Source organism: Caulobacter sp. (assembly GCF_039596335.1).
In the GTDB taxonomy this organism is placed as follows: domain Bacteria; phylum Pseudomonadota; class Alphaproteobacteria; order Caulobacterales; family Caulobacteraceae; genus Caulobacter.
The window spans coordinates 135325-154978 of sequence record NZ_JBCNJZ010000001.1; the positions used below are offsets into that span (position 1 = coordinate 135325).

At 67.7% G+C, this 19654-nt stretch carries 20 protein-coding genes and 2 pseudogenes; 4 read left to right on the plus strand and 18 right to left on the minus strand.

Features of this window, described 5'->3' with window-relative positions; all coding sequences use genetic code 11:
• Positions 1-174 precede the first annotated feature (174 nt).
• From ptsP to ABDW31_RS00670, 7 genes and pseudogenes are all read right to left on the minus strand, one after another.
• Positions 175-2439: a phosphoenolpyruvate--protein phosphotransferase gene (gene ptsP / locus ABDW31_RS00640; RefSeq protein ID WP_184717012.1), complete on the minus strand. Its 2265-nt coding sequence runs from the start codon at positions 2437-2439 to the stop codon at positions 175-177.
• Positions 2440-2681: 242 nt separating this feature from the next.
• Entirely contained in the window at positions 2682-3026 is a 345-nt protein-coding gene (locus tag ABDW31_RS00645) for a glycine zipper 2TM domain-containing protein (protein WP_184717010.1), read from the minus strand.
• Between the two features lie 143 nt (positions 3027-3169).
• Complete coding sequence (locus ABDW31_RS00650; RefSeq protein WP_184717008.1) at positions 3170-4108, minus strand: DMT family transporter; 939 nt, start codon at positions 4106-4108, stop codon at positions 3170-3172.
• Positions 4105-4320, minus strand: a pseudogene (locus ABDW31_RS00655) (hypothetical protein); the annotation flags it as partial. The gene ABDW31_RS00650 and the pseudogene ABDW31_RS00655, both read right to left, overlap by 4 nt.
• 15 nt (positions 4321-4335) lie before the next feature.
• Positions 4336-5046: pseudogene (locus ABDW31_RS00660) on the minus strand (AraC family transcriptional regulator); the annotation flags it as partial.
• Between the two features lie 166 nt (positions 5047-5212).
• Positions 5213-5677 (minus strand): hypothetical protein, encoded by a 465-nt coding sequence (locus ABDW31_RS00665; protein WP_184717004.1) that lies wholly within the window; start codon positions 5675-5677, stop codon positions 5213-5215.
• A gap of 215 nt (positions 5678-5892) precedes the next feature.
• On the minus strand, positions 5893-7140 hold the full coding sequence (locus ABDW31_RS00670) for an aspartate kinase (RefSeq protein ID WP_184717002.1): 1248 nt from the start codon (positions 7138-7140) through the stop codon (positions 5893-5895).
• Between the two features lie 168 nt (positions 7141-7308).
• Between ABDW31_RS00670 and ubiG the strand changes: the two genes are divergently transcribed.
• The 3 genes from ubiG to ABDW31_RS00685 all read left to right on the plus strand — a co-directional run bounded on the left by ubiG (position 7309) and on the right by ABDW31_RS00685 (position 9612).
• A complete protein-coding gene (ubiG, locus tag ABDW31_RS00675) occupies positions 7309-8070 on the plus strand; it encodes a bifunctional 2-polyprenyl-6-hydroxyphenol methylase/3-demethylubiquinol 3-O-methyltransferase UbiG (RefSeq protein ID WP_184717000.1) in 762 nt (253 codons plus the stop codon).
• 125 nt (positions 8071-8195) lie between these two features.
• Positions 8196-9203 (plus strand): glycine zipper domain-containing protein, encoded by a 1008-nt coding sequence (locus tag ABDW31_RS00680; RefSeq protein WP_184716998.1) that lies wholly within the window; start codon positions 8196-8198, stop codon positions 9201-9203.
• A gap of 136 nt (positions 9204-9339) precedes the next feature.
• The gene (locus ABDW31_RS00685) at positions 9340-9612 is read left to right on the plus strand and encodes a glycine zipper 2TM domain-containing protein (RefSeq protein WP_343698225.1); all 273 of its coding nucleotides are present in this window, start codon (positions 9340-9342) and stop codon (positions 9610-9612) included.
• A gap of 178 nt (positions 9613-9790) precedes the next feature.
• Here the strand turns inward: ABDW31_RS00685 and ABDW31_RS00690 are convergent, their stop codons facing one another.
• The 9 genes from ABDW31_RS00690 to ABDW31_RS00730 form a co-directional block, all read right to left on the minus strand.
• The gene (locus ABDW31_RS00690) at positions 9791-10210 is read right to left on the minus strand and encodes a hypothetical protein (protein ID WP_184716994.1); all 420 of its coding nucleotides are present in this window, start codon (positions 10208-10210) and stop codon (positions 9791-9793) included.
• Between the two features lie 11 nt (positions 10211-10221).
• Positions 10222-10503, minus strand: coding sequence for a hypothetical protein (locus tag ABDW31_RS00695; protein ID WP_184716992.1), 282 nt, complete (start codon positions 10501-10503; stop codon positions 10222-10224).
• A 136-nt stretch (positions 10504-10639) separates the two neighbouring features.
• Positions 10640-11155: a DUF6702 family protein gene (locus ABDW31_RS00700; RefSeq protein ID WP_184716990.1), complete on the minus strand. Its 516-nt coding sequence runs from the start codon at positions 11153-11155 to the stop codon at positions 10640-10642.
• Complete coding sequence (locus ABDW31_RS00705; protein ID WP_184716988.1) at positions 11155-13581, minus strand: M1 family metallopeptidase; 2427 nt, start codon at positions 13579-13581, stop codon at positions 11155-11157. Before ABDW31_RS00705 ends, ABDW31_RS00700 begins: the two co-directional genes overlap by 1 nt.
• A gap of 186 nt (positions 13582-13767) precedes the next feature.
• Complete coding sequence (locus tag ABDW31_RS00710; protein WP_184716986.1) at positions 13768-15765, minus strand: TonB-dependent receptor; 1998 nt, start codon at positions 15763-15765, stop codon at positions 13768-13770.
• Positions 15766-15806: 41 nt separating this feature from the next.
• Entirely contained in the window at positions 15807-16241 is a 435-nt protein-coding gene (locus ABDW31_RS00715; RefSeq protein ID WP_184716984.1) for a DUF1178 family protein, read from the minus strand.
• Positions 16242-16260: 19 nt separating this feature from the next.
• Positions 16261-17088 carry a carbon-nitrogen hydrolase family protein gene (locus ABDW31_RS00720; RefSeq protein ID WP_184716983.1) on the minus strand — a complete coding sequence of 276 codons (828 nt, stop codon included), beginning with the start codon at positions 17086-17088 and terminating at the stop codon, positions 16261-16263.
• The gene (gene grxC, locus ABDW31_RS00725) at positions 17085-17339 is read right to left on the minus strand and encodes a glutaredoxin 3 (RefSeq protein ID WP_184716981.1); all 255 of its coding nucleotides are present in this window, start codon (positions 17337-17339) and stop codon (positions 17085-17087) included. Before grxC ends, ABDW31_RS00720 begins: the two co-directional genes overlap by 4 nt.
• 25 nt (positions 17340-17364) lie before the next feature.
• The gene (locus ABDW31_RS00730; protein ID WP_184716979.1) at positions 17365-18156 is read right to left on the minus strand and encodes a ComF family protein; all 792 of its coding nucleotides are present in this window, start codon (positions 18154-18156) and stop codon (positions 17365-17367) included.
• Between ABDW31_RS00730 and ABDW31_RS00735 the strand changes: the two genes are divergently transcribed.
• Positions 18156-19067, plus strand: coding sequence for a methyltransferase domain-containing protein (locus tag ABDW31_RS00735; protein ID WP_184716977.1), 912 nt, complete (start codon positions 18156-18158; stop codon positions 19065-19067). The genes ABDW31_RS00730 and ABDW31_RS00735 overlap by 1 nt on opposite strands.
• Here the strand turns inward: ABDW31_RS00735 and ABDW31_RS00740 are convergent.
• Positions 19064-19264, minus strand: a complete 201-nt coding sequence (locus ABDW31_RS00740; protein WP_343698226.1) for a Flp family type IVb pilin — start codon at positions 19262-19264, stop codon at positions 19064-19066. The genes ABDW31_RS00735 and ABDW31_RS00740 overlap by 4 nt on opposite strands.
• The gene (gene mutT / locus ABDW31_RS00745; protein WP_184716973.1) at positions 19243-19647 is read right to left on the minus strand and encodes an 8-oxo-dGTP diphosphatase MutT; all 405 of its coding nucleotides are present in this window, start codon (positions 19645-19647) and stop codon (positions 19243-19245) included. Before mutT ends, ABDW31_RS00740 begins: the two co-directional genes overlap by 22 nt.
• Positions 19648-19654: the final 7 nt, after the last annotated feature.

Below are 19654 nucleotides of genomic sequence, written 5' to 3' on the forward strand. Positions count from 1 at the left end.
GCTAAACGGCCCCCAGTACGCGACACGCGCCCCCTAACGCAATGTCAGGCGCGCGCATCGCAATCCCCCTGCCTTCGTATCGCACGAAGGTATTAACAAGTGTTTGTGGATATCAAACTAAGTAGCCGGATTCAATGTACTAAACAGTGACGCTTGGTTAACGGCAAAGGTTTGTTACACGGCTACGTAGAGCTTGCGCGCCAAGGTTTCGATCTCGCCGCGCAAGGATCCGCCCGAGCCCTTCAGCAGGGCCTCGACGTTGCGGCGCGCGGCCTCGCGGTCCAGCGACAGGACCATCTGCTTGACCGGACCGATGCCGGCCGGCGGCATGCTAAGCCCTTCAAAACCAAGGGCGACCAGGGCGAAGGCCTCCAGCGGACGGCCGGCCATCTCGCCGCACACGGACACCGGCGTGCCGGTGTCGGCGCAGGCCTGCTGGATGGTCTTCAGCGCCCGCAGGGCGGCCGGCGACAGCGGGTCGTAGCGGTCAGAGACCTTCGGATTGCCCCGATCGGCCGCGAACAGGTACTGCATCAGGTCGTTGGTGCCGACCGAAACGAAGTCGGTCATGGGCAGAAGTGCGTCGAGATGCCACAGCAGCGACGGGGCCTCGACCATGGCCCCGACGTCCAGGCGCGAGGGCGCGGGTCGGCCGCGCTTCTGGGCCCAGGCCACTTCCTGGTCGACGAACGAGCGCGCGGCGCGGAACTCGTCGACATTGGCCACCAGCGGGAACATCACCTTCAGCGGCCGGCCGTTGGCGGCCTTGATCAGGGCGCGGATCTGCATGCGCAGCAGGGCCGGACGGTCCAGGCCCATGCGCACGGCGCGCCAACCCAGGGCCGGATTGTCCTCGCGCTCCAGCTCCATGTACGGCAGCAGCTTGTCGCCGCCCAGGTCGAGCGTGCGGAAGGTCACCGGCATGCCGTTGGCGGCCTCCAGCACCTTTTCGTAGAGCGCCGTCTGGGCCTCCAGCCGCGGCAGCTCCTCGGCGACCATGAACTGGAACTCGGTGCGGAACAGGCCGATGCCCTCGGCCCCGGTCTCCGCGAGAATATCGAGATCGACGGCCAGGCCGGCGTTCATCAGCAGGCTGATCTTGGCCCCGTCCTTGGTGATCGGCGGGGTGTCGCGCAGGCGGGCGAACTCGGCCTTGCGCTGGGCGCGGACCTCCATCCGGGCCTTCAGCGCCTTGACCACGTCGACGCGCGGCCGCAGCCAGGCTTCCTGCGTCTCGGCGTCGACGACCACAGGGTCGCCTTCGCTGACCCGGTCGCGCAGGCCCGCCAGGCGGCCCACGCAGGGGATGTCCAGCGCCCGGGCCACGATGCCGGCGTGGCTGGCGGCCGAGCCTTCCTCGAGCAGGATGCCCTTCAGCTTGGTGCGATCGTATTCCAGCAGGTCGGCGGGACCCAGGTTGCGGGCGATCAAGATGGCGTCGTCGGGCAGCTGGCGCACGGCGTGGACGTCGCCCGACAGGTGGCGCAGCAACCGGTCGTTCAGGTCTTCCAGATCGTGCAGCCGCTCGCGCAGATAGGGGTCGCGGGCCTGGCCCAGGCGGGCGCGGTGCTCTGAGCGAACGCGCTCGACCGCGGCCTCGGCGGTCAGGCCTGAGCGCACGGCTTCCTGCAACGACCGGTTCCAGCCCCGGTCGTGGGCGAACAGGCGGTAGGTCTCCAGCACCTCGTAGGACGCGCCGACCAGACCGTGCTGGCCTTCCAGCATCTGGTCGATCTGGGTCTGCAGGGCCTCGATGGCGTAGGAGAGCCGCGCCTCCTCTGCCAGGGCGTCGTCGGACAGCAGGGTCTCGGGGACCACCGGCTGCTCGTGCAGCACCGCCACGCCATAAGCGAGACCTTCCGCGAAACGCGAGCCCTTCAGCCGCTCGGGCTTGTGGGGGGCCAGCTCGACGTCCTTGAGCTCGTCGGCGCCCAAGAGTTCGCTGGAGCTGACCATCTCGGCCAGCACCATGGCGATGATCTGGAGGTCCTCGACCTCCTCCTCGTCATAGGTGCGCTCGGTGCGGTTCTGGACGACCAACACGCCGATTGCCCGGCCGCCGCGCAGCAGCGGCACAGCCAGGAAGGCGTGGTACGGGTCTTCGCCAGTTTCCGGACGGTACGAGAACGACGGGTGGCTGGCGGCGTCCGACAGGTTCAGCGGCCGGCCCAGGCGCATGGTCTCGCCGACCAGGCCCTCACCGGGCATCATCCGCGTGACGTGGACGGCTTCGGGCGACAGGCCCTCGGTGGCGAACAGTTCGAGATCGCCAGACGCGCGGCGCAGATAGATCGAGCAGACCTCGGCCACCATCGACACGGCGATGGTGCGCACGACCATGTCGAGCTTGTCCTGGGCGGGGCCGCCGCCGGCCATGGCCTCGCGGATCTGCCGAAGCAGGCTGCGGGGTCCTCGAACGGCGATGCCGGATGCCGCCATGTGCCTGCAGCGCGCTCCCTAGGTTTCGAAAGACCGGTCTAGCCCAGCTTGTGAGGTCGTGGGTTAAGACGGCTCAATTCTCAAGATTGGGGCTACCGCAGATTTCGCAATGGGGATAGCCGCTGCGTCAACCGAACGGCGATTAGGTGAGCGCCCACGAAAAAGCGCCGCCCAGTCAGACTGGGCGGCGCAGGTTTGTTCGCTAGGGGAGGGATCGGAACGCTAGCGAAGCGAAACCGGGGTTAGCGATAGTAGCCGTAGCGGCTGTTGTAGCGGTCGTTGCGATAGCCGCCGCGGTCGTAGCGGTTGTCGTAGTAGCGGCTGTTCTCGTAACGGGGCTGGCTGCGATAGCCATAACCGTAGCGGTTCTTCTTCTTGGCCGTCGTGGCGCCCAGGGCGGCGCCGGCGACGGCGCCGATGGCGACCGCGTCGGTCTTGCCGTCGCCGATCGCGGCGCCGGCGACACCGCCGATCAGGGCGCCGATGATGGCGCGTTCGGTCTTCTGGCCGGCGAAGGCGCTCGAGGCCGGGACGATCAGGGCGCCGGTGACGACAGCGGCGACGACGGTCTTGGTGATGGTCTTCATGACAGTCTCCTTTTTCCGGTGGCGTCGCCCCCAAACCAATTCTGGGCGGCGCTGTTGATGTCCGTTGTAAGGAGCCGCGCTTGAACCCGACCTGAACGGGCCTGTTCAGATTCCGTTTAGGTACGAAAAAAGTTTGAGAGGCTTCAGGCGAGGTCCACTTTCGGCTGGTGCAGCCGCACCGACCACAGCACGCCGGTCAGCATCAGGACGATGGCCACGGCTTCCAGGCCATGCGGCCAGCGGCGCTCGTGCAGGAAGCCGTACAGCAGGGCGAACAGGGTCTCGAACACGATCATCTGGCCCGACAGGCTGAGCGGCAGATAGCGGCTGGCGGCGTTCCACAGGCCGTTGCCGATGACCGACGCCCCGATCGCCACCGCGAAACTGACCATCCAGAACCAGCCCCAGGCGGCCGGGACATGGACCTTGCCGCCGCCCAGGAAGAAGGCCGGGACCAGCACCAGCGACAGCAGGCCCGTGGCCACGCCGGTCAGCAGCGACCACTCGTGGCTGGTGAACTTGGGCGTCGCGGCCAGGCGGCGAGCGTTCCAGACGGCGTAGACGGTCCACACGCCCAAGGCCAGCAACGCGCCCAGCAGGCCGATCAGCTGCTGGCCGAGGCTGACGCCGCGGTTCTGGGTGAACACCGCCACATTGATGCAGACCCCGCCCGCCACGACCAGGGCCAGCGGCGCGGCCAGCCGGCGGATCGGAACGCCCTCCCCCGGTTTTGCGCCCATCAGGGTCACGGTGACGGGCAAGAGGCCGATGACCAGCGAGGCTAGGGCGACCCCGGACGTCTGCACCGCCACGGCCAGGCCGACATAGTAGATCAGGTTGCCCAGCAGGCTCAGCAGGAAGAGGTCGCGCCAGTCGCGCCCCTCCATCTTGCCCATCACCGTCCGCCAGACCGGCAACAGCAGCGCCACCGACGCCAGGCCGTAAGCGATGTAGCGCCCCGCCGTCATCTGCAGCGGCGTGAAGGCGTCCAGCAGCTTGGGAGCCAGGAACACCCCGCCCCAGAACGCGCCAGCGACGAGGCCGCACAGCAGGCCCAGAACGAGATTGCGGGAAGAGCTCATGCCGACTGGGTAGCAGGTCGCGCGAAGCCAGGCTTTGGCGAAAGGTCTCGGAGGTTTGGAAGATCCTCCTGAGCGCCCCCTCCGTCACGATGCGTATCCGCATCGCGCCACCTCCCCCGTTTCACGGGGGAGGAAGGAACCTCTCCTCCCCTGCGCAGCGGGGGAGGTGGATCGGCGCGAAGCGACGAGACGGAGGGGGCGCTTTAGCTCCGCGCCTTCCGCAACGCCCCTGGCGTCACGCCCAGGCTGGCCTTCATCCTCTTGGTGAGACCGCTCTGGTCGCCATGGCCCGTGCGGACGGCGATTTCGGCGATCGACAGGCTGGTGCCCGACAGCAGCCGCTGGGCGGCGCGCAGGCGGGCATCGCTGAGCGCGCCGTGCGGGGTGGCGCCGTAGGCCTGCGAGAACTTGGCGAAGAAGCGGCTCTGGCTCATGCCGGCCTCGGCGGCCAGGTCGCGGACGGTCAGCGGCTGGTCGTAGCGCGTCTCGATCATCGCCGCGGCCCGGGCCAGGCGCGCGTCCACGGCGATCGGACCGGTGGTCAGGCCGCGCAGCAGCAGCGGCGTCCACAGACCGGCGACACCGTCGTCGATCCCGCCCGGCGCCTCGCCCGACAGGAACGACAGCAGGCCGTGCACCGGCCCGGTCACCGAGGCGAACGGCTTGTCGCGCAGGCTTTCGAACGGCCGCATCAGCGCATCGCCGATATCGGCCACCACGAACAGGTTCTCGCCGTCGGCGGCGCAGACATGGCGCGTGCCCGGCGGGATCACCGCGGCGCTGCCCGGATCGACCCGCCCACCCTTGCCGTCGATCTCGATCTCCAGCACGCCGCGGCGCGGCAGCACGATCTGGTCGAAGTCGTGGGCGTGCGAGATCGCCTCGACGCTGTAGCGACGGAAGGACAGCTCGGCGGGGGCTAAGAGGCTGTGCGCCATCCCTTGACCATACCCTTTTCCGTCTTCCCGGCGAAAGCCGGGATCCAGATCTCATAGCGCTTGGGCTGATCGGAGACGCGCCGCGTCCATAGATCCCACCCCACCGCGCTTCCATCTGGGCCCCGGCTTTCGCCGGGGAAACGGATCAAGGGAGAGCGGAGGAAGCCTAGCCGTGCCCCGGCAGGGCCAGGGGTTCCGACGCGTCCTGGACCAGCCGGCGGGCCTGTTCGAGGGCGGCGTCGATGTCGCTTTCGATGAACTCGACTTCCAGGTCGGTCAGCGGGTGCGGCGCGGCGATGACGTTGCGCAGATAGGCGCGCTTTTCCAGCTCGGTCATGGTCCACCAGCCAACGGTGTGACCTTCCTCGATGACCGCGTCGCCCATGGCCAGCAGGTCGTCGGTGTCGAAGATCGGCTGACCGGGCTTTTCGGGGAACCACTGGCCGTCGTCCGGCAGGGCCTGGTCCAGCTGGTTCAGCAGGGCGGCCAGCCACGGGCTGATCAGCAGGGGCTTCTCATAGCCGTCGCCGAACTTGGCGCGCAGCAGCAGGTCGTAGAGCAGGTCGAGACCGGCGTCGCCGTGGAAGGTGACGGTCTTGGCGTCGGGATCGAACTTGAAGACGTCGGGCATGGGAGCTCCGCCAGAGCCTGTATGAACAGGCTCTAATTTCTAAACGCCCAAAGCACGCCGAGGCGTGCTTTGGGAGGCTGGCGCTCTCATACCGTCCGAACGCGACGTTTTCATCTTTTCTGTCATCCCGGCCGTAGCGAAAGCGAAGAGCCGGGACCGCGGAAAGCTCAGAGCCCCCGGCGGTCCCGGCTTTCGCCGGGATGACAGATTGGGGCTTACAGTTGGTCCAGACCGTAAACCGCGTGCAGAGCCCGCACGGCCAGTTCGGTGTAGGCCGCGTCGATCAGGACCGAGATCTTGATCTCCGAGGTCGAGATGACTTGGATGTTGATGTTCTTTTCGGCCAGGGCCGCGAACATCGACTGCGCCACGCCGGCGTGCGAACGCATGCCCACCCCGATCACCGACACCTTCGAGACGTCTTCGTCGACGGCCACGTCTTCGAAGCCGATCTCGGCCTTGGCGGCCTGGACGATCTCCACGGCGCGAGCGGCGTCGCGCTTGCCGACCGTGAACTCCATGTTGGCGGTCTCGGCGGTGCGGGCCCGCGACTGCACGATCATGTCGACATTGACATTGGCGTCGGCCAGACGGCCGAAGATCTGCGAGGACACGCCCGGATGGTCGGGCAGGCCCAGCAGGGTGATCTTGGCTTCGTCGCGGCTATAGGCGACGCCCGAGACGATGCGCTTTTCCATGATTTCTTCCTCGTCGCAGACGACCGTACCTTGGCCGGGGGCTTCCCCGGGTTCGACGAAACTCGACAGCACCCGCAGCGGGACGCGATGGGCCATGGCCATCTCGACCGAACGGGTCTGCAGCACCTTGGCCCCCAGCGAGGCCATTTCCAGCATCTCCTCGTACGAGATCTTGGCCAGCTTGCGGGCCTTCTTCTCGATGCGGGGATCGGTCGTGTAGACGCCGTCGACGTCCGTGTAGATGTCGCAGGCGCCCTTGACGGCGGCGGCGATCGCCACGGCCGAGGTATCCGAACCGCCGCGGCCCAGGGTGGTGATCCGCTGGTTGGCGGTCACGCCCTGGAAGCCGGCGATGACGGCGATCTCGCCGTTCTCGAAACAGGCTTCCAGATTGGCCGGCGGAATGTCCTCGATGCGGGCGCTGCCGTGGGCCTCGTTCGTGAGGATCGGCACCTGCCAACCCAGGAACGAGCGGGCCTTGTGGCCCATGTTGCGCAGGGTCATGGCCAGCAGACCGGCGGTGACCTGCTCGCCCGAGGCGACGATGGCGTCGTACTCGTCATCCGATTCCGGAAGACCTGCAGCCGCGCGGCCTGCGCCATCGGTCCAGGCGACCAACTCGTTGGTCTTGCCCGACATGGCCGACACGACCACCGCGACCTGCTTTCCCGTCGCCACTTCGGCGGCGACCAGGCGCGCCACACGGCGGATGCGCTCCAGGTCGGCCACCGAGGTGCCGCCGAACTTCATCACCAGACGTGACACGTCCTTGGTACCTCGACACTTGGTTATTTCTTGCGCCCGCGCGGCAAGATCGCTCCCCCTCGCGCAAGCCCCGGCCTTCTAGCGGGGGGATGGCGCAACGGCAATGTCGCGCAGGTGTCTTTTTTCACGGATCGTGGCGGGACGAACCGCGCGTGATAGACAAGCCTCATGACTCAAGCCGCTGAAGCCCCCCCGTCTTCCTGGAGCATCGACCCCGCCGACGTGGCGCGGTTCTCGGCGATCGCCGCCGAGTGGTGGGATCCCAAGGGCAAGTTCGCGCCGCTGCACGTGTTCAATCCCTGCCGCCTGGCCTTCATCCGCGAGCAGGCGCTGGTGCGGTTCGGCCGCGACGGCGCGGCGCGCCAGCCGTTCCAGGGCCTGACCCTGCTGGATATCGGCTGCGGCGGCGGCCTGCTGAGCGAGCCGATGGCCCGCCTGGGCTTTGACGTCACCGCCGTCGACGCCTCGGAGAAGAACATCAAGACCGCCGCCACCCATGCGGCCGAACAGGGGCTGACCATCGGCTACCGTCCCGCCACCGCCGAACAGCTGCTGGCCGAGGGCGCCGGACCGTTCGACGTGGTGCTGACCATGGAGGTCATCGAGCACGTCGCCGATCCGGGCGAGTTCCTGCGCACCTGCTCCAAGCTGCTCAAGCCCGGCGGCCTGATGATCGTGGCCACCCTGAACCGCACGCTGAAGGCGCTCGCGCTCGCCAAGATCGGCGCCGAGTACGTGCTGCGCTGGGTGCCGCCCGGCACCCATGACTGGAGCCAGTTCCTGAAGCCGGAAGAGCTACGCGCCTTCCTGGCCAGCGAGCCGGTCGAGATGCAGGGCCCGTTCGGCGTGGCCTACAACCCGCTGACCGGCCGCTGGAGCCGCTCCAACGACGTCGACATCAACTACATGATGACCGTGACCAGGGGTTGAAACGGCTGAGGTCCGGGAACTTCGCCTCTGCGCGGGCTTTTTGCTCGACAGGGACAAAGACCCCGGATTGACGGCCCGCTTCGGGGTCGGACGTCGATCCGTTCGAGTGGGAACGGAGACACAAAATGACTTCCAAGACGCTTGCTGCTGCGCTCGCCGCCACCGTGGCGTTCGGCGCGATCGCACCAGCCTTCGCCCAGGACTCGGCCTATCAGCAGAGCCTGCGCAACTACGACAACCAGCGCTCCAACTACTATGAGCGCGTGGCCGAGTATCAGGACCGCCAGGACGCCTACGAGCGCGACCGGGCCAACTACATGCGCACCCGCGACGACTATGACCGCCGCTACGGCCGCGGCGCCTATGACCGTCGCAATCCCAGCTACGCCGAGCGCTATCGCGTCGCCCAGTATCGCGACAGCGCCGCCTACTATGCCGAACAGGCCGAGTTCGAGCGCTCGCGCGCCACCTACGAACGCGCTCGTTACGACTATGACCGCCGCTATGGCGAAGGCAGCTACGACCGCCGCAACCCGCGCGAGGCCGATCGCTTCCGCACCAGCGGCGTCAGCTACACCTCGGGCTACGACGCCAGCCGCGATCAGTGGGAGCGCGATCGCGATCGCTACATGCGCGCTCGCGACGACTATGACCGCCGCTATGGCTACGGCGCCTATGACCGCCGCAATCCGGGCGAGGCCAGCCGCTATGGCGCGCCCTATGCCGGGGCTGCGGGCATCGACACCAGCGCCAGCGTCAACTACCGCGACGACTGCCGTCAGGACGCCAAGAAGAACGCCACCGTCGGCGGCGTGATCGGGGCCCTGGCCGGTGCGGCCCTGGGCTCGAACGTGGCCGCTCGCAACGCCCGTCCGGAAGGCACGGTGCTGGGCGCTCTGGTCGGCGCGGGCGTCGGCGCGGCCGTGGGCAACGCCTCGGCCAAGTGCGACACGCGCGGCAATTACTACACCTATGACCAGACCCAGCCGTATCGCTACAGCGACGGCCGCTACGCCAGCAGCAGCGAACGCTGCCGCCTGGCCGCCGCGCCCGCCGAGTACAACGGCCGCGTCGAGAACCGCTATGTCCGCGTCTGCCCCGACGCCGACGGCCGTTATCGCGTCGAAGGCTAACCCGCTCCGGGCTGTCGGTCGAGTTTCCGACTTTGCGAAGGAAACCCGCCGTCAGCTTGGGCGTTTAGCTTCCGAGGGATCGAAACAAGAAACGATCGGAGAGCCCGTCATGCGCCCCCGTATTAAAGCCATTGTCATGGCCACCGCTGTCGCCTTCACGGCCAGCACTGTCGCCATCACCGCCGCCGAGGCCCAAGGTCGTCGCGAGCGTGTGCTGGTGTGTAACAAGTCCAAGGCCAAGAACGGCGCCATCATCGGCGCCCTCGGCGGCGCCCTGGTGGGCAACACCGTCGCCGGCCGCGGCAACAAGACCGAAGGCGCCCTGCTGGGCGCCGGCGTCGGCGGCCTGGCCGGTCACGAGATCGGCAAGGGCAAGAAGAAGTGCCACTACGAGTACCGCTATCGCTAGTTAGCGGGCTCCTAGAGCCAAACCTTCAGAAGGGCGCCGGACCGCAAGGTTCGGCGCCCTTTCTGCGTCTGGGCGCATAGCCGCGGCGGTCGACAGAAACCGAGAAGTCCTGACGGTCACGATCCGAAGGTCGGCGTTCTGGCGGCGCGTGGGTTTCTGCTCGCGAACCTAGTCGGACTTAGCGGGGCAAACGATCAGGGGCGCTCACAAGCTTGATAGCTGTGATTTCCGCTGCTCTCTTCAGATCGGCTTTCACACGATCTGGCATTCGTGATGAAGGAACCTGTTGGACCGCCGCAATGAAGCCGTCCCTGAGAGCCGCGATCCGCGTCCCGATGTCCGACGACATGAAGGCGGCATAGTCCACGTTATAAAAGGTCCAGAACTCTCCTGCCGACCGCTTATGGCTGGTGCCATTTGGAACGACGCCTCGGGCTGGATCGACGCACAAGAGGTTCAACACGATAGTGTCGGGCTTCAAAAGCTCAGCCTTAGCGAAATCAAACTCAGTCCCCATCGCGTACGCGAACTCGTCCGCGAACAGGTTGAATCGTCGGCCTACGCTTACGTCGCCAGTTGGCATGAAATGGATCGGCATAACTGTTCGCCTCAACGCGAGGGTAGTGTCTGCACGTAGGCGCGGATTGCAGAGGCGACGACCAGCGCGCGCTCACGGATACCCGGAGCGGCGTCGAGCCCTATCTGGTCTAGTTCGACAGACACTAGGTAATCGGCAACAGCATCGTCCGACCTGCCGTTGGCGATCTGCCCAGCGGCGTTGAGTAGATAGGTGTCGTACTCATCCATCGGCAAGCTAGTGCCGATTGGGTTCCAGTTGCGCCAGCCGATCTCGCGTAGGGGTTCCAGCTTGATTTTCGGACGCTTAGCCATGCGATAATGCTACGCGCCCCAACGTCTCCTAACCACCCCGGACAGCCCCTCGAAATGTCCGCTTTCCGCACCGCTGCCAGGCTTGTGGCTAACGGCGCACGCCGGTGTTGCGGGTCAGGGAGGAGGCGCTGACGCCCTAGGGCTCCACCGCCCCCAGGCTCTGGGGCTGCCAGGCCTCGCCGGCGGCGAACACCAGGCTGCGGGTCACGCCCAGGCGGCGGATGTTCACCTGGTTGACCTCGTCGTCATAGACGTCGGCGAACATCGCCGCGCGGACAGTGATCTCGGCCCTGACGTCGGCGGGCGCGACCTGGCCGACATATTCGAGGCGGACCTCGTCGGCGCCCAGGGTCATGTCCTTGAGCGCCAGATCGACGGCCTGCCCGTTCACGGCCACCCTGAAGGTGCGCAGCATGTAGGTCTTCAGCGCCGCGATGGCGTCGGGATCGTCCAGGCTGGCCTGGGCGTCCGGGGCGATCAGGGCCAGGGCGGGCTCGGCGTCGTGGGCCGGGATGCGGTGGCTGACCTTCACCCCGCCGGTCTTGGCGTCCAGCTCCACGACGCTCAGCGCGCCGTGGCCGCGGTGCGCGGCCGCCGGCAGCGGGGCGAGCACAAGGCCCGCCGCCGCGATCAGGACGGCCGCGCGCACCATCACTTCGGCGCCGCGGGGGGACCGTCGTCCTTCTTGGGGGCGGCCACCGGGGACGTGCCCAGGCCGCTGGGCTCGACCTTCATGTCGGCGTCCTTCATGCGGTTGGCCACTTCGGGCGCCTTCATGATCTTCAGCGTCGTGGGCGTGATGGCGCCGTCATAGACGTTGTTGCCGCGGTCGGCGTCGGCGGTCTCCCACAAGGGATCGATCTGCGCGCCCTTCAAGTCCTTGGTGGAGACGTACTGCCAGGTGACCTGCTTGGAATTCTTGCGCCAGATCTCGGCCGGGATGCGGACGGTCTCGGACGTGCCGTCGGCGAAGTCCATCTTCAGAATCACCGGCATCACCAGCCCGCCGACGTTGCGGAAGGTGAAGCGGTAGAAGTTGTCCTTCATGTCGCGCGCGGCGGCCTCTTCCGGCGTCAGGTCGTCACGCGCGGTCTTGGCCTTCTTGCGGGCGCTGTCGAAGACAGTGAACTCGTCGTTCTGGTCGTAGAAGTCGCGGGTCTTGGGATCGCGATCGGTCACTGTCGTGCCGGTGTTGCGCGACGCGGTCAGCGAGCCCGGCTCCTTGCCGCTCTCGACCTTGCGCACGCCGGCCTCGACGTCGGGATCGCCGCTGTCGATGCGGGCGCGCACGATCTTGTCCAGCGCGATGTCGACGTGGTCGGTCGAGTAGAACCAGCCGCGCCAGAACCAGTCCAGATCGATGCCCGACGACTCTTCCATCGTGCGGAAGAAGTCGTACGGCGTCGGGTGCTTGAAGCGCCAGCGGTTGGAATATTCCTTGAACGCGCGGTCGAACAGCTCGCGGCCCATGATCGTCTCGCGCAGGATGACCAGCGCGGTGGCGGGCTTGGAATAGCCGTTGGGGCCGAACTGGACGATCGAATCCGACTGGGTCATCAGCGGCACCTGGTCCTGGCTGACCATGTACTCGATGATGTCCTTGGGCTCGCCGCGGCGCGAGGGGAACTTCTTGTCCCACTGCTTCTCGGCCTGGAACTGCAGGAAGCTGTTGAGGCCCTCGTCCATCCACGTCCACTGGCGCTCGTCGGAATTGACGATCATCGGGAAGTAGTTGTGGCCGACCTCGTGGATGACCACGCCGATCAGGCCGTACTTGGCGCGCTCGGTATAGGTCAGCTCGCCGGTCTTCTTATCCTTCACCGGCCGCGGGCCGTTGAAGCTGATCATCGGATATTCCATGCCGCCGACCGGGCCGTTGACCGACTGGGCGGTCGGGTACGGATAGGCGAAGGTGAAGTCCGAATAGACCTTCAGGGTCTGGGCGATCGACTTGGTCGAATAGGCGTCCCACAGTGGCCGGGCTTCCTTGGGGAAGAACGACATGGCCATGACCACCGGGTGGTCGGCGCCGGCTTCCTGCTTCACGCCCAGGGCGTCCCAGACGAACTTGCGCGAGCTGGCCCAGCCGAAGTCGCGGACGTTGCTGGCCTGGAAGACCCAGGTCTTCTCGGTCGTGGCCTTGCCCTTCTCGGCGGCCAGGGCCTCCTCGGGGGTGACGACATAGACGGGCTCGGCGGCGGTGCGGGCCTTGGCCAGGCGGTCACGCTGGGCGGCGGTCAGCACGGTCCCGGCGTTCTGCAGCACGCCGGTGGCCGAGACCACATGGTCCGACGGCACGGTCAGGGCGACGCGATACTCGCCGAACTCCAGGGTGAACTCGCCCGAGCCCAGGAAGGCCTTGTTGTGCCAGCCTTCGTAGTCGGAATAGACGGCCAGGCGCGGGAACCACTGGGCGCCCTCGTAGATGCAGTTGCCGTCCTCGCCCTTGCCGGTGAAGCACTCGTAGCCGCTGCGGCCGCCGATCACCTTGTTCTCGATCATCGGCAGCGACCATTCGATCACCAGCTTGGTCTCGCCGCCGTTGGCGCGCACGGCCTGGCCCAGGTCCACGCGCAGCAGGGTGTCGACGACGGTGAACTTCAGCGGCCGGCCCGAGACGTCCTTCACCGACTTGATGGTGAAGCCGCCTTCCCAGGTCTTGAAGCGCTGGACGCGTTGCAGCTGAGCCAGGCTGATGCTGTCGCCCGACACGGTCTCGGTCAGCTTGCTGATGGAGTCGCGCTTGGAATCCTGGTCCAGCAGCAGCCACAGATAGGGCAGGCTGTCGGGCGAGTTGTTGCGATAGGTGATGGTCTCGCGACCGGTCAGCAGCTTGGTGTCCTCGTCCAGGCGGACGGCGACGTCGTAGTCGACCTTCTGCTGCCAGTAGCGATAGCCCGGCGCACCAGCGGCGTTGCGATAGTCGGTGGGGGTCGGCCAGTCCTCGCCTTCCAGCTGGCGGAACTTGTCGTCGAACGGCGCCTTGGTCTGCTTGATGGCGTCGGCTTGAGCGACGGAAGCGGCGGACAAGGCGGCGAGCACGCCGGCCACGGCGTAGCGAATGAAACGCTTGGACAAGTTCGAAAGCCCCTCGGAAAATCCGCAACCCGGATGAAACCCCCGGAGCCTTTTAGACGCCTCATCTGGCTACATATGAGGCGTCTAAAAAGGCTCCAAATCAAACACCTAGAGCGCGCTAACGCGCTCTAGACGGACCTTGGCGAGGGGGCGGGGGGAAATCCACCCCCAATTTCGCGGGTCTGGTCAGAAATTGATCTTCAGTCCCGCCCGAACCGCGCGCGGTTCGACCGGGTGGAAATGGATGTCCTCGACACCCTCGGCCGGCTCGCCCGGCAGGCGCGAGGCATAGGCATAGGCGATGTCGTCGCGCTTGCTGCCGGTCAGGTTCAGCACCTCGACCATCAGGCTGGCCTTGCCGAAGCTCTGCACGAACAGGGCGTTGAGCAGGCTGGTCGGGCGCGAGCGCACCGAATTGTCCTCGATCAGCGGGGCCGCGCCCAGGCGGCGCCAGGTCAGGGACAAGGTCGAGCCCTGGCGCAGGGTCCAGCTGGCCCCGGCGCTGACCACCGAACTGACGGCGTTGGGGATGCGGTCGCCCTCGGCCGGATCGCCGGTGAAGCGGGCGTGGGTGGCGGCGTAGGACCCGGTCAGGTTCAGGCCCGGCAGGGGCCGCCAGTCGGCCAGCAGCTCGATCCCGGCCCGCTTGGTGCCGCCGCTGGCCTCGGTGAAGCCGGCGTCGCCGACATAGACGAGTTCGGACTGCACCTTTAGCGCCCAGGCCGCCGCGGTCAGCAGGAAGTCGCCGCGCTTCCAGCGCAGGCCCAGCTCCGCGCCGTCGGCGGGCGACAGCAGCGGGGCGCGCTCGGCCGGATCGCCGGTCACCGGATCGATCGTGATCACCGCCCCGCGCGCGTCGTTGGAGTGGAAGCCGCGCCCGGCGTCGGCATAGAGCTCGAAGGTCTTGGACACCCGCCAGGCCAGGGCCAGCTTGGGGCTGACCAGCAGGTCGCTGACCTCGCCGGCGTTGCGCGGATCGCCGGCGTTGACGTCGGCGCCCATGGCGTCGGCGCGCAGGCCGAAGGTGGCGTCCAGCGGGCCGAACGATTTGGAGGCCTCGCCCCAGACGGCTGTCGACCATTCGGTCAGAGCGTCCTGGCGCACGGTCTCGCGACGCACGCGGGCCGTGGTGCGGTAGAGGCCGACCTTGCCGATGTCGTCGACCCGGGCGGTGACGCCGGTGCGGGCGCTCCAGCCATCGCCGAGGGTCCAGCGCTTGGTCAGCGAGCCGCCATAGATCCAGCGCTGGTCGGCCTGCTGGAACTGGTCGCCATTGACGGGATCGTCGAGGAAGTAGGTGAAGTTCGAGAAGAGATCGAGCTTGTAGCGCTGGATATAGACCACCGTGTCCAGGCCGCGCAGCAGGTCGCGGCGGCGGGCCGACAGGATGTAACGCGAGCTGCTGCCGCCGTCGGTCGGGTCGATGGCGTCCAGCCGGCCCAAGGTTCCAGCCTCGACCGCGCGACGCGGGATCTGGTCGGTGGCGTTCCAGTCGGCGTCATAGGCGAGCGCCGTGATCGACCAGCCGCCGACGATGGCCCGGCCCAGCAGGTTGATCTTCTTGAGGTCCTCGGGCGTGGACCAGGCGCCGCGCGTCGTCGACAGGTCCGCCGCGACCATGAAGTCTTGGCTCAGCGCCTTGGAGCCCACGGCGCGGTAATAGTCGTACTGGCCCGCCCAGGCCTGCAGGCCGTCGCCGTGCAGGTGGTCGGCGGTCTCGAAGGCCACGGCCCCCGCGGTGGCGAAGTCGCCGCTCTCGGCCGAATAGGGTCCCTTGCGGAAGCCGATATCGTGGACGAACTCCGGCGTCAGGATGTTGAGATCCAGATAGCCCTGGCCGTGCCCGTGGCTGGGCAGGTTCAGCGGCACGCCGTCCAGCGAGGCGGCCAGGTCGGTGCCGTGATCCAGGTTGAAGCCGCGCAGGAAGTACTGGTTGGCCTTGCCCGCGCCCGAGTGCTGGGTGGCGACCAGGCCGGGCACCGCCTCGATCAGCTCGCCGGGGCGCAGCAGCGGCCGCACGGCGAAGTCGGCATAGGCGATGCGCCCCTCGCTGGCCGAGGTCGCCCGCCCCAGGTCATCGGCCCGCCGCCCCCAGACCGAGATCGGCTCGACATCCTGAGCATAGGCCGCCACGGGCAGGCAGACGGTCAGCAGCAAGGCGGCGGAAAAGCGATAAAACCCCATGCGGCCTCTTAGGGCCTGGGCGAACCGAAGCCAACGGGCCGTCAGTTCACATCCGTCTTCTTCGGCGCGGCCGGCGGCAGGGGGGCGACCTTGACGCCGTCCTCGACCAGGGCTTTCACCTCGGTGGGCGAGGCCTCGCCGTAGATGCCGCGATCCTCGGACTTGCCCTCGTGGATGGCGCGAGCTTCCTTGGCGAAGGCGTCGCCGACATAGTCGAAATTGTCCTCGACATGCCGCCGCACCTCGCCCATGGCGGTCATCATCATGTCGCGCATCTTCGGGTCCACGGCGGGCGCCGAGCGCTGAGCCTTCGTGCCCGCCACGGCCGGGGCCATGATCTGCTTGGACACCCCGTGCGAGCCGCAGACCGGACATTCGACCAGCCCACGCGCGGCCTGGTCGTCATAGTCCGACGACGACCCGAACCAGCCCTCGAACTCATGGGCTTGGTCGCACTGGAGGGCGTACTTGATCATCGTCCTTAGGGCCCCCTTCTTAAGGTCCGGCGAAGGGCCGGGCGTTCTGGAGGGCCGGGATCGCCGCGCGCGCCTTGCCGGCGGCGGACAGGTCGAGGTCGGCCATCAGCACGCCAGGCTCGTCGTGGTCAAGCTGGGCGATGATCTCGCCCCAAGGCCCGATGACGATCGAGCGGCCCCAGGTGCCGCGCCCGTCCTCGTGGAAACCGCCCTGGGCGGCGGCCAGCACGAATGAGCCGGTCTCGATGGCCCGGGCGCGCAGCAGCACCTCCCAGTGGGCCTCGCCGGTCGGACGGGTGAAGGCGGCCGGAACCGTCAGCACCGTCGCCCCCGCCAGCGCCAGGGCGCGGTGCAGGGCCGGGAAGCGCATGTCGTAGCAGATCGACAGGCCGAAGGTGGCCAGCGGCGTCTCCACCGTCACCGCCCGATCGCCGGGCTGGTAGGCGGCCGATTCCCGCGCCGTCTCGCCCGTGGGCAGATCGACGTCGAACATGTGCAGCTTGTCATAGGTCGCCACGATCGCGCCGGTGGGATCGATGACCACCTGGCGGTTGGCCGCCCGGCCGTCGCCGTCCGGACGCGTCACCAAGGCCGAGCCGACGTCGATCCAGGTCCCGGTCTGCGCCGCGATCTCCCGCAGGCCGTTGACGACGAGGTCGTCCTCCAGCGCGGTCAGGGCCGGCAGCAGCTTGGCGCGATCCTTCTGCACGACGTTGGTGCATTCGGGGGTCAGGACGAACTGCGCGCCCTGCCCGATCGCCTCGCGCACCAGCGGCGCGACATGGGCCAGCGCCGCCTCATGCGTCGCCGGCGTCCGCGTCTGGATCAGGCCGACACGAAGCGTCATGCGGCCAGCATCGGATCCAGCTTACCCTCGCGCTCGAGGGCCATCATGTCGTCGCAGCCGCCGATGTGCTGCTCGCCGACGAAGATCTGCGGGAAGGTCGTGCGGCCCGAGCGGTTCATCATCTCCTGGCGCAGCGCCGGGTCCATGCCCGCCTCGATCTCGGTGAAGTCAGCGCCCTTTTCGGTCAGAACCGACAAGGCGCGGGCGCAGTAGCCGCAGAAGGGACGGGTGTAGATGGTGACTTTGGCCATGATCCAGCTCGACTGTTCAGCGCCCTCATATAGGACGCGCTTGTCGTTCTGTAACGCGGGCGACGACCGATAGGCTCACGGAAGCCGCGCCGGCCGCCAGAAGCGCCCGCGCGCAGCCCTCGGCGGTGGCGCCGGTGGTCAGGACGTCATCGACCAGCACGATGCGCCGGCCCTCGACCTGTTTGCGCTTGCCCGGCGGCACGGCGAAGGCGGCGGCGACGTTGCGCTTGCGGCCTACGGCCGACTTGCCGCCCTGGCTGGCGGTGTCGCGCTTCCGGACCAGGGCGTCGGGCAGATAGGTCAGGCCGTGCATCCGAGCCAGCGGCCGGGCGATCTCGGCGGCCTGGTTGTAGCGGCGGGTCAGCATCCGGGTGCGGTGGACGGGGACCGGCACGATGGCGTCGGCCTGGGCCAGCAACTCCGCCCCGGACCGCGACAGCCAGCGAGCGAACAGGCCGGCCAGGTCCGTGCGGTCGGCGTGCTTCAGCTTCAGGATCAGGGCCCGCGAGTGCTCGTCATAGACACAGGCCGCCCGCGCCCGGCCGAACGCCCGCGGCTTGGCTAGGCACGACAGACAGCGCTCGGCCAATACATTGGAGGGGGGCGCGTAAGCCATCGCCAGGCCGCAGCCGTCGCAGACCGGATCGTCCAGGAAGGTCACCCGCGCGAACGCCGCCGCCGACAGGCCGCCGCTCAGCGCCGCCTCGCCGTCCAGGCTGGACGGCGGCAGCAACAGGTCCAGCAGCGAGCGCCCCAAACCCCTAAGATGCGGCCCGGCTTTCCATTCGGATCCGGAATCGCCATGTTCCGCGCGCAATGACCGCCTCGCCCCTGCTCTTCGACCGCACCCTGCACCGCCAGCGCCTTGACCGCGCCGCGCCCGACTATGCGTCCGCCGACTTCCTGAAGGCCCGCGCGGCCCAGGACGTGGTCATGCGGCTGGAGACGATCCTGAGACGCTTTCCGGTCGCCGTCGATCTCGGATCCAGAAACGGCAGTTTTTCCAAGGCCTTGGCCGACAGCGACGCGGCGGCGAACATCGACGTGCTGTTCGAGACGGATCTCTCGGCGCGGATGCTGGCCGGCCGTCCGGGCCTGCGCGTCGCGGCCGACGAGGAGCGCCTGCCGTTCGGCGACGACACCCTGGACCTGGTCGTCTCGACCCTAGCCCTGCACTGGACCAATGACCTGGTCGGGGCCCTGATCCAGGTGCGCCGGGCGCTGCGGCCCGATGGTCTGTTCATCGGGGCGATGTTCGGCGGGGCCACCCTGACCGAGCTGCGCCAGTGCCTGCTGGCCGCCGAGGCCGAGGTTTCGGACGGCGCGGCCATGCGCGTCTCGCCGTTCGCCGACGCCAGCGACGCGGCGGCCCTGCTGCAGCGGGCCGGTTTCGCCCTGCCGGTGGCGGACGTCGATCGCGTGAAGGTGCGCTACGCCCATCCGATCAAGCTGCTGCAGGACCTGCGGGCCATGGGCGAGACCAGTGTGCTGCTGGACCGCTCCAAGAAGCCCCTGCCCCGCAAGGTGCTGTTCCGGGCGCTGGAACTCTATGTCGAACGGTTCGCCGAGGCCGACGGCCGCGTGCCGGCGACGTTCGAGATCGTGGCCGTCACCGGTTGGGCGCCGCATGACAGCCAGCAGAAGCCGCTGCGTCCGGGCTCGGCCAAGATGCGGCTGGCGGATGCCTTGGGAACGACCGAGCAGTCGGCCGGCGACAAGGCCGGCTAGGCGAACTTGTCCGAGAGCTTGGTGAAGAGGCCGTTCAGATTGCCGCCCAGCGCGCCCAGGGCGGTGATCAGCATCACACAGATGATCCCGACCAGGATGCCCAGCTCGACGGCGGTGGCGCCCGACTGATCGGTCCAGAAGCTCTTCAGAGCACGTCGCGCAACCAGGCGAGCTTTCAGAGTACGTCGCGCAGCCACGCGACAAGCGGCTCGTCCGCGGGGGGCATCGGATAGTCCGAGAGTTTGTCGGGCTTCACCCATGCCAGCGCCTCGTGCTCCTTGCGCGCCACCTGACCTTCCCAGCGACGCAGCAGATACAGTGGCATCAGGAGGTGAAAAGACTCGTAAGAGTGCGAGGCGAACACGAACGGGGCCAGGCACGCCTGCGCGACCTTGATGCCCAGTTCCTCGTCCAGCTCACGGATCAGGCACGCTTCGGGCGTCTCGCCCGGCTCGACCTTGCCGCCCGGAAACTCCCACAAACCCGCCAATTGCTTGCCTTGCGGCCGCTGGCAGATCAGCACCCGCCCATCGACATCGATCAGGGCGGCGGCGGCGACGAGGACGATCGGCTTGCTCATGGGAGCG

What these genes read in the sequence shown, in the direction of transcription:
- mutT (WP_184716973.1), bottom strand. Translation starts at nt 19,647, where the DNA reads ATGAGCAAGCCGATCGTCCTCGTCGCCGCCGCCGCCCTGATCGATGTC.
- ABDW31_RS00710 (WP_184716986.1), bottom strand. Translation starts at nt 15,765, where the DNA reads ATGGGGTTTTATCGCTTTTCCGCCGCCTTGCTGCTGACCGTCTGCCTG.
- ABDW31_RS00645 (WP_184717010.1), bottom strand. Translation starts at nt 3,026, where the DNA reads ATGAAGACCATCACCAAGACCGTCGTCGCCGCTGTCGTCACCGGCGCC.
- ABDW31_RS00690 (WP_184716994.1), bottom strand. Translation starts at nt 10,210, where the DNA reads ATGCCGATCCATTTCATGCCAACTGGCGACGTAAGCGTAGGCCGACGA.
- ABDW31_RS00735 (WP_184716977.1), top strand. Translation starts at nt 18,156, where the DNA reads ATGACCGCCTCGCCCCTGCTCTTCGACCGCACCCTGCACCGCCAGCGC.
- ABDW31_RS00695 (WP_184716992.1), bottom strand. Translation starts at nt 10,503, where the DNA reads ATGGCTAAGCGTCCGAAAATCAAGCTGGAACCCCTACGCGAGATCGGC.
- ABDW31_RS00665 (WP_184717004.1), bottom strand. Translation starts at nt 5,677, where the DNA reads ATGCCCGACGTCTTCAAGTTCGATCCCGACGCCAAGACCGTCACCTTC.
- grxC (WP_184716981.1), bottom strand. Translation starts at nt 17,339, where the DNA reads ATGGCCAAAGTCACCATCTACACCCGTCCCTTCTGCGGCTACTGCGCC.
- ABDW31_RS00680 (WP_184716998.1), top strand. Translation starts at nt 8,196, where the DNA reads ATGACTTCCAAGACGCTTGCTGCTGCGCTCGCCGCCACCGTGGCGTTC.
- ABDW31_RS00650 (WP_184717008.1), bottom strand. Translation starts at nt 4,108, where the DNA reads ATGAGCTCTTCCCGCAATCTCGTTCTGGGCCTGCTGTGCGGCCTCGTC.
- ubiG (WP_184717000.1), top strand. Translation starts at nt 7,309, where the DNA reads ATGACTCAAGCCGCTGAAGCCCCCCCGTCTTCCTGGAGCATCGACCCC.
- ABDW31_RS00685 (WP_343698225.1), top strand. Translation starts at nt 9,340, where the DNA reads ATGGCCACCGCTGTCGCCTTCACGGCCAGCACTGTCGCCATCACCGCC.
- ABDW31_RS00715 (WP_184716984.1), bottom strand. Translation starts at nt 16,241, where the DNA reads ATGATCAAGTACGCCCTCCAGTGCGACCAAGCCCATGAGTTCGAGGGC.
- ABDW31_RS00720 (WP_184716983.1), bottom strand. Translation starts at nt 17,088, where the DNA reads ATGACGCTTCGTGTCGGCCTGATCCAGACGCGGACGCCGGCGACGCAT.
- ptsP (WP_184717012.1), bottom strand. Translation starts at nt 2,439, where the DNA reads ATGGCGGCATCCGGCATCGCCGTTCGAGGACCCCGCAGCCTGCTTCGG.
- ABDW31_RS00700 (WP_184716990.1), bottom strand. Translation starts at nt 11,155, where the DNA reads ATGGTGCGCGCGGCCGTCCTGATCGCGGCGGCGGGCCTTGTGCTCGCC.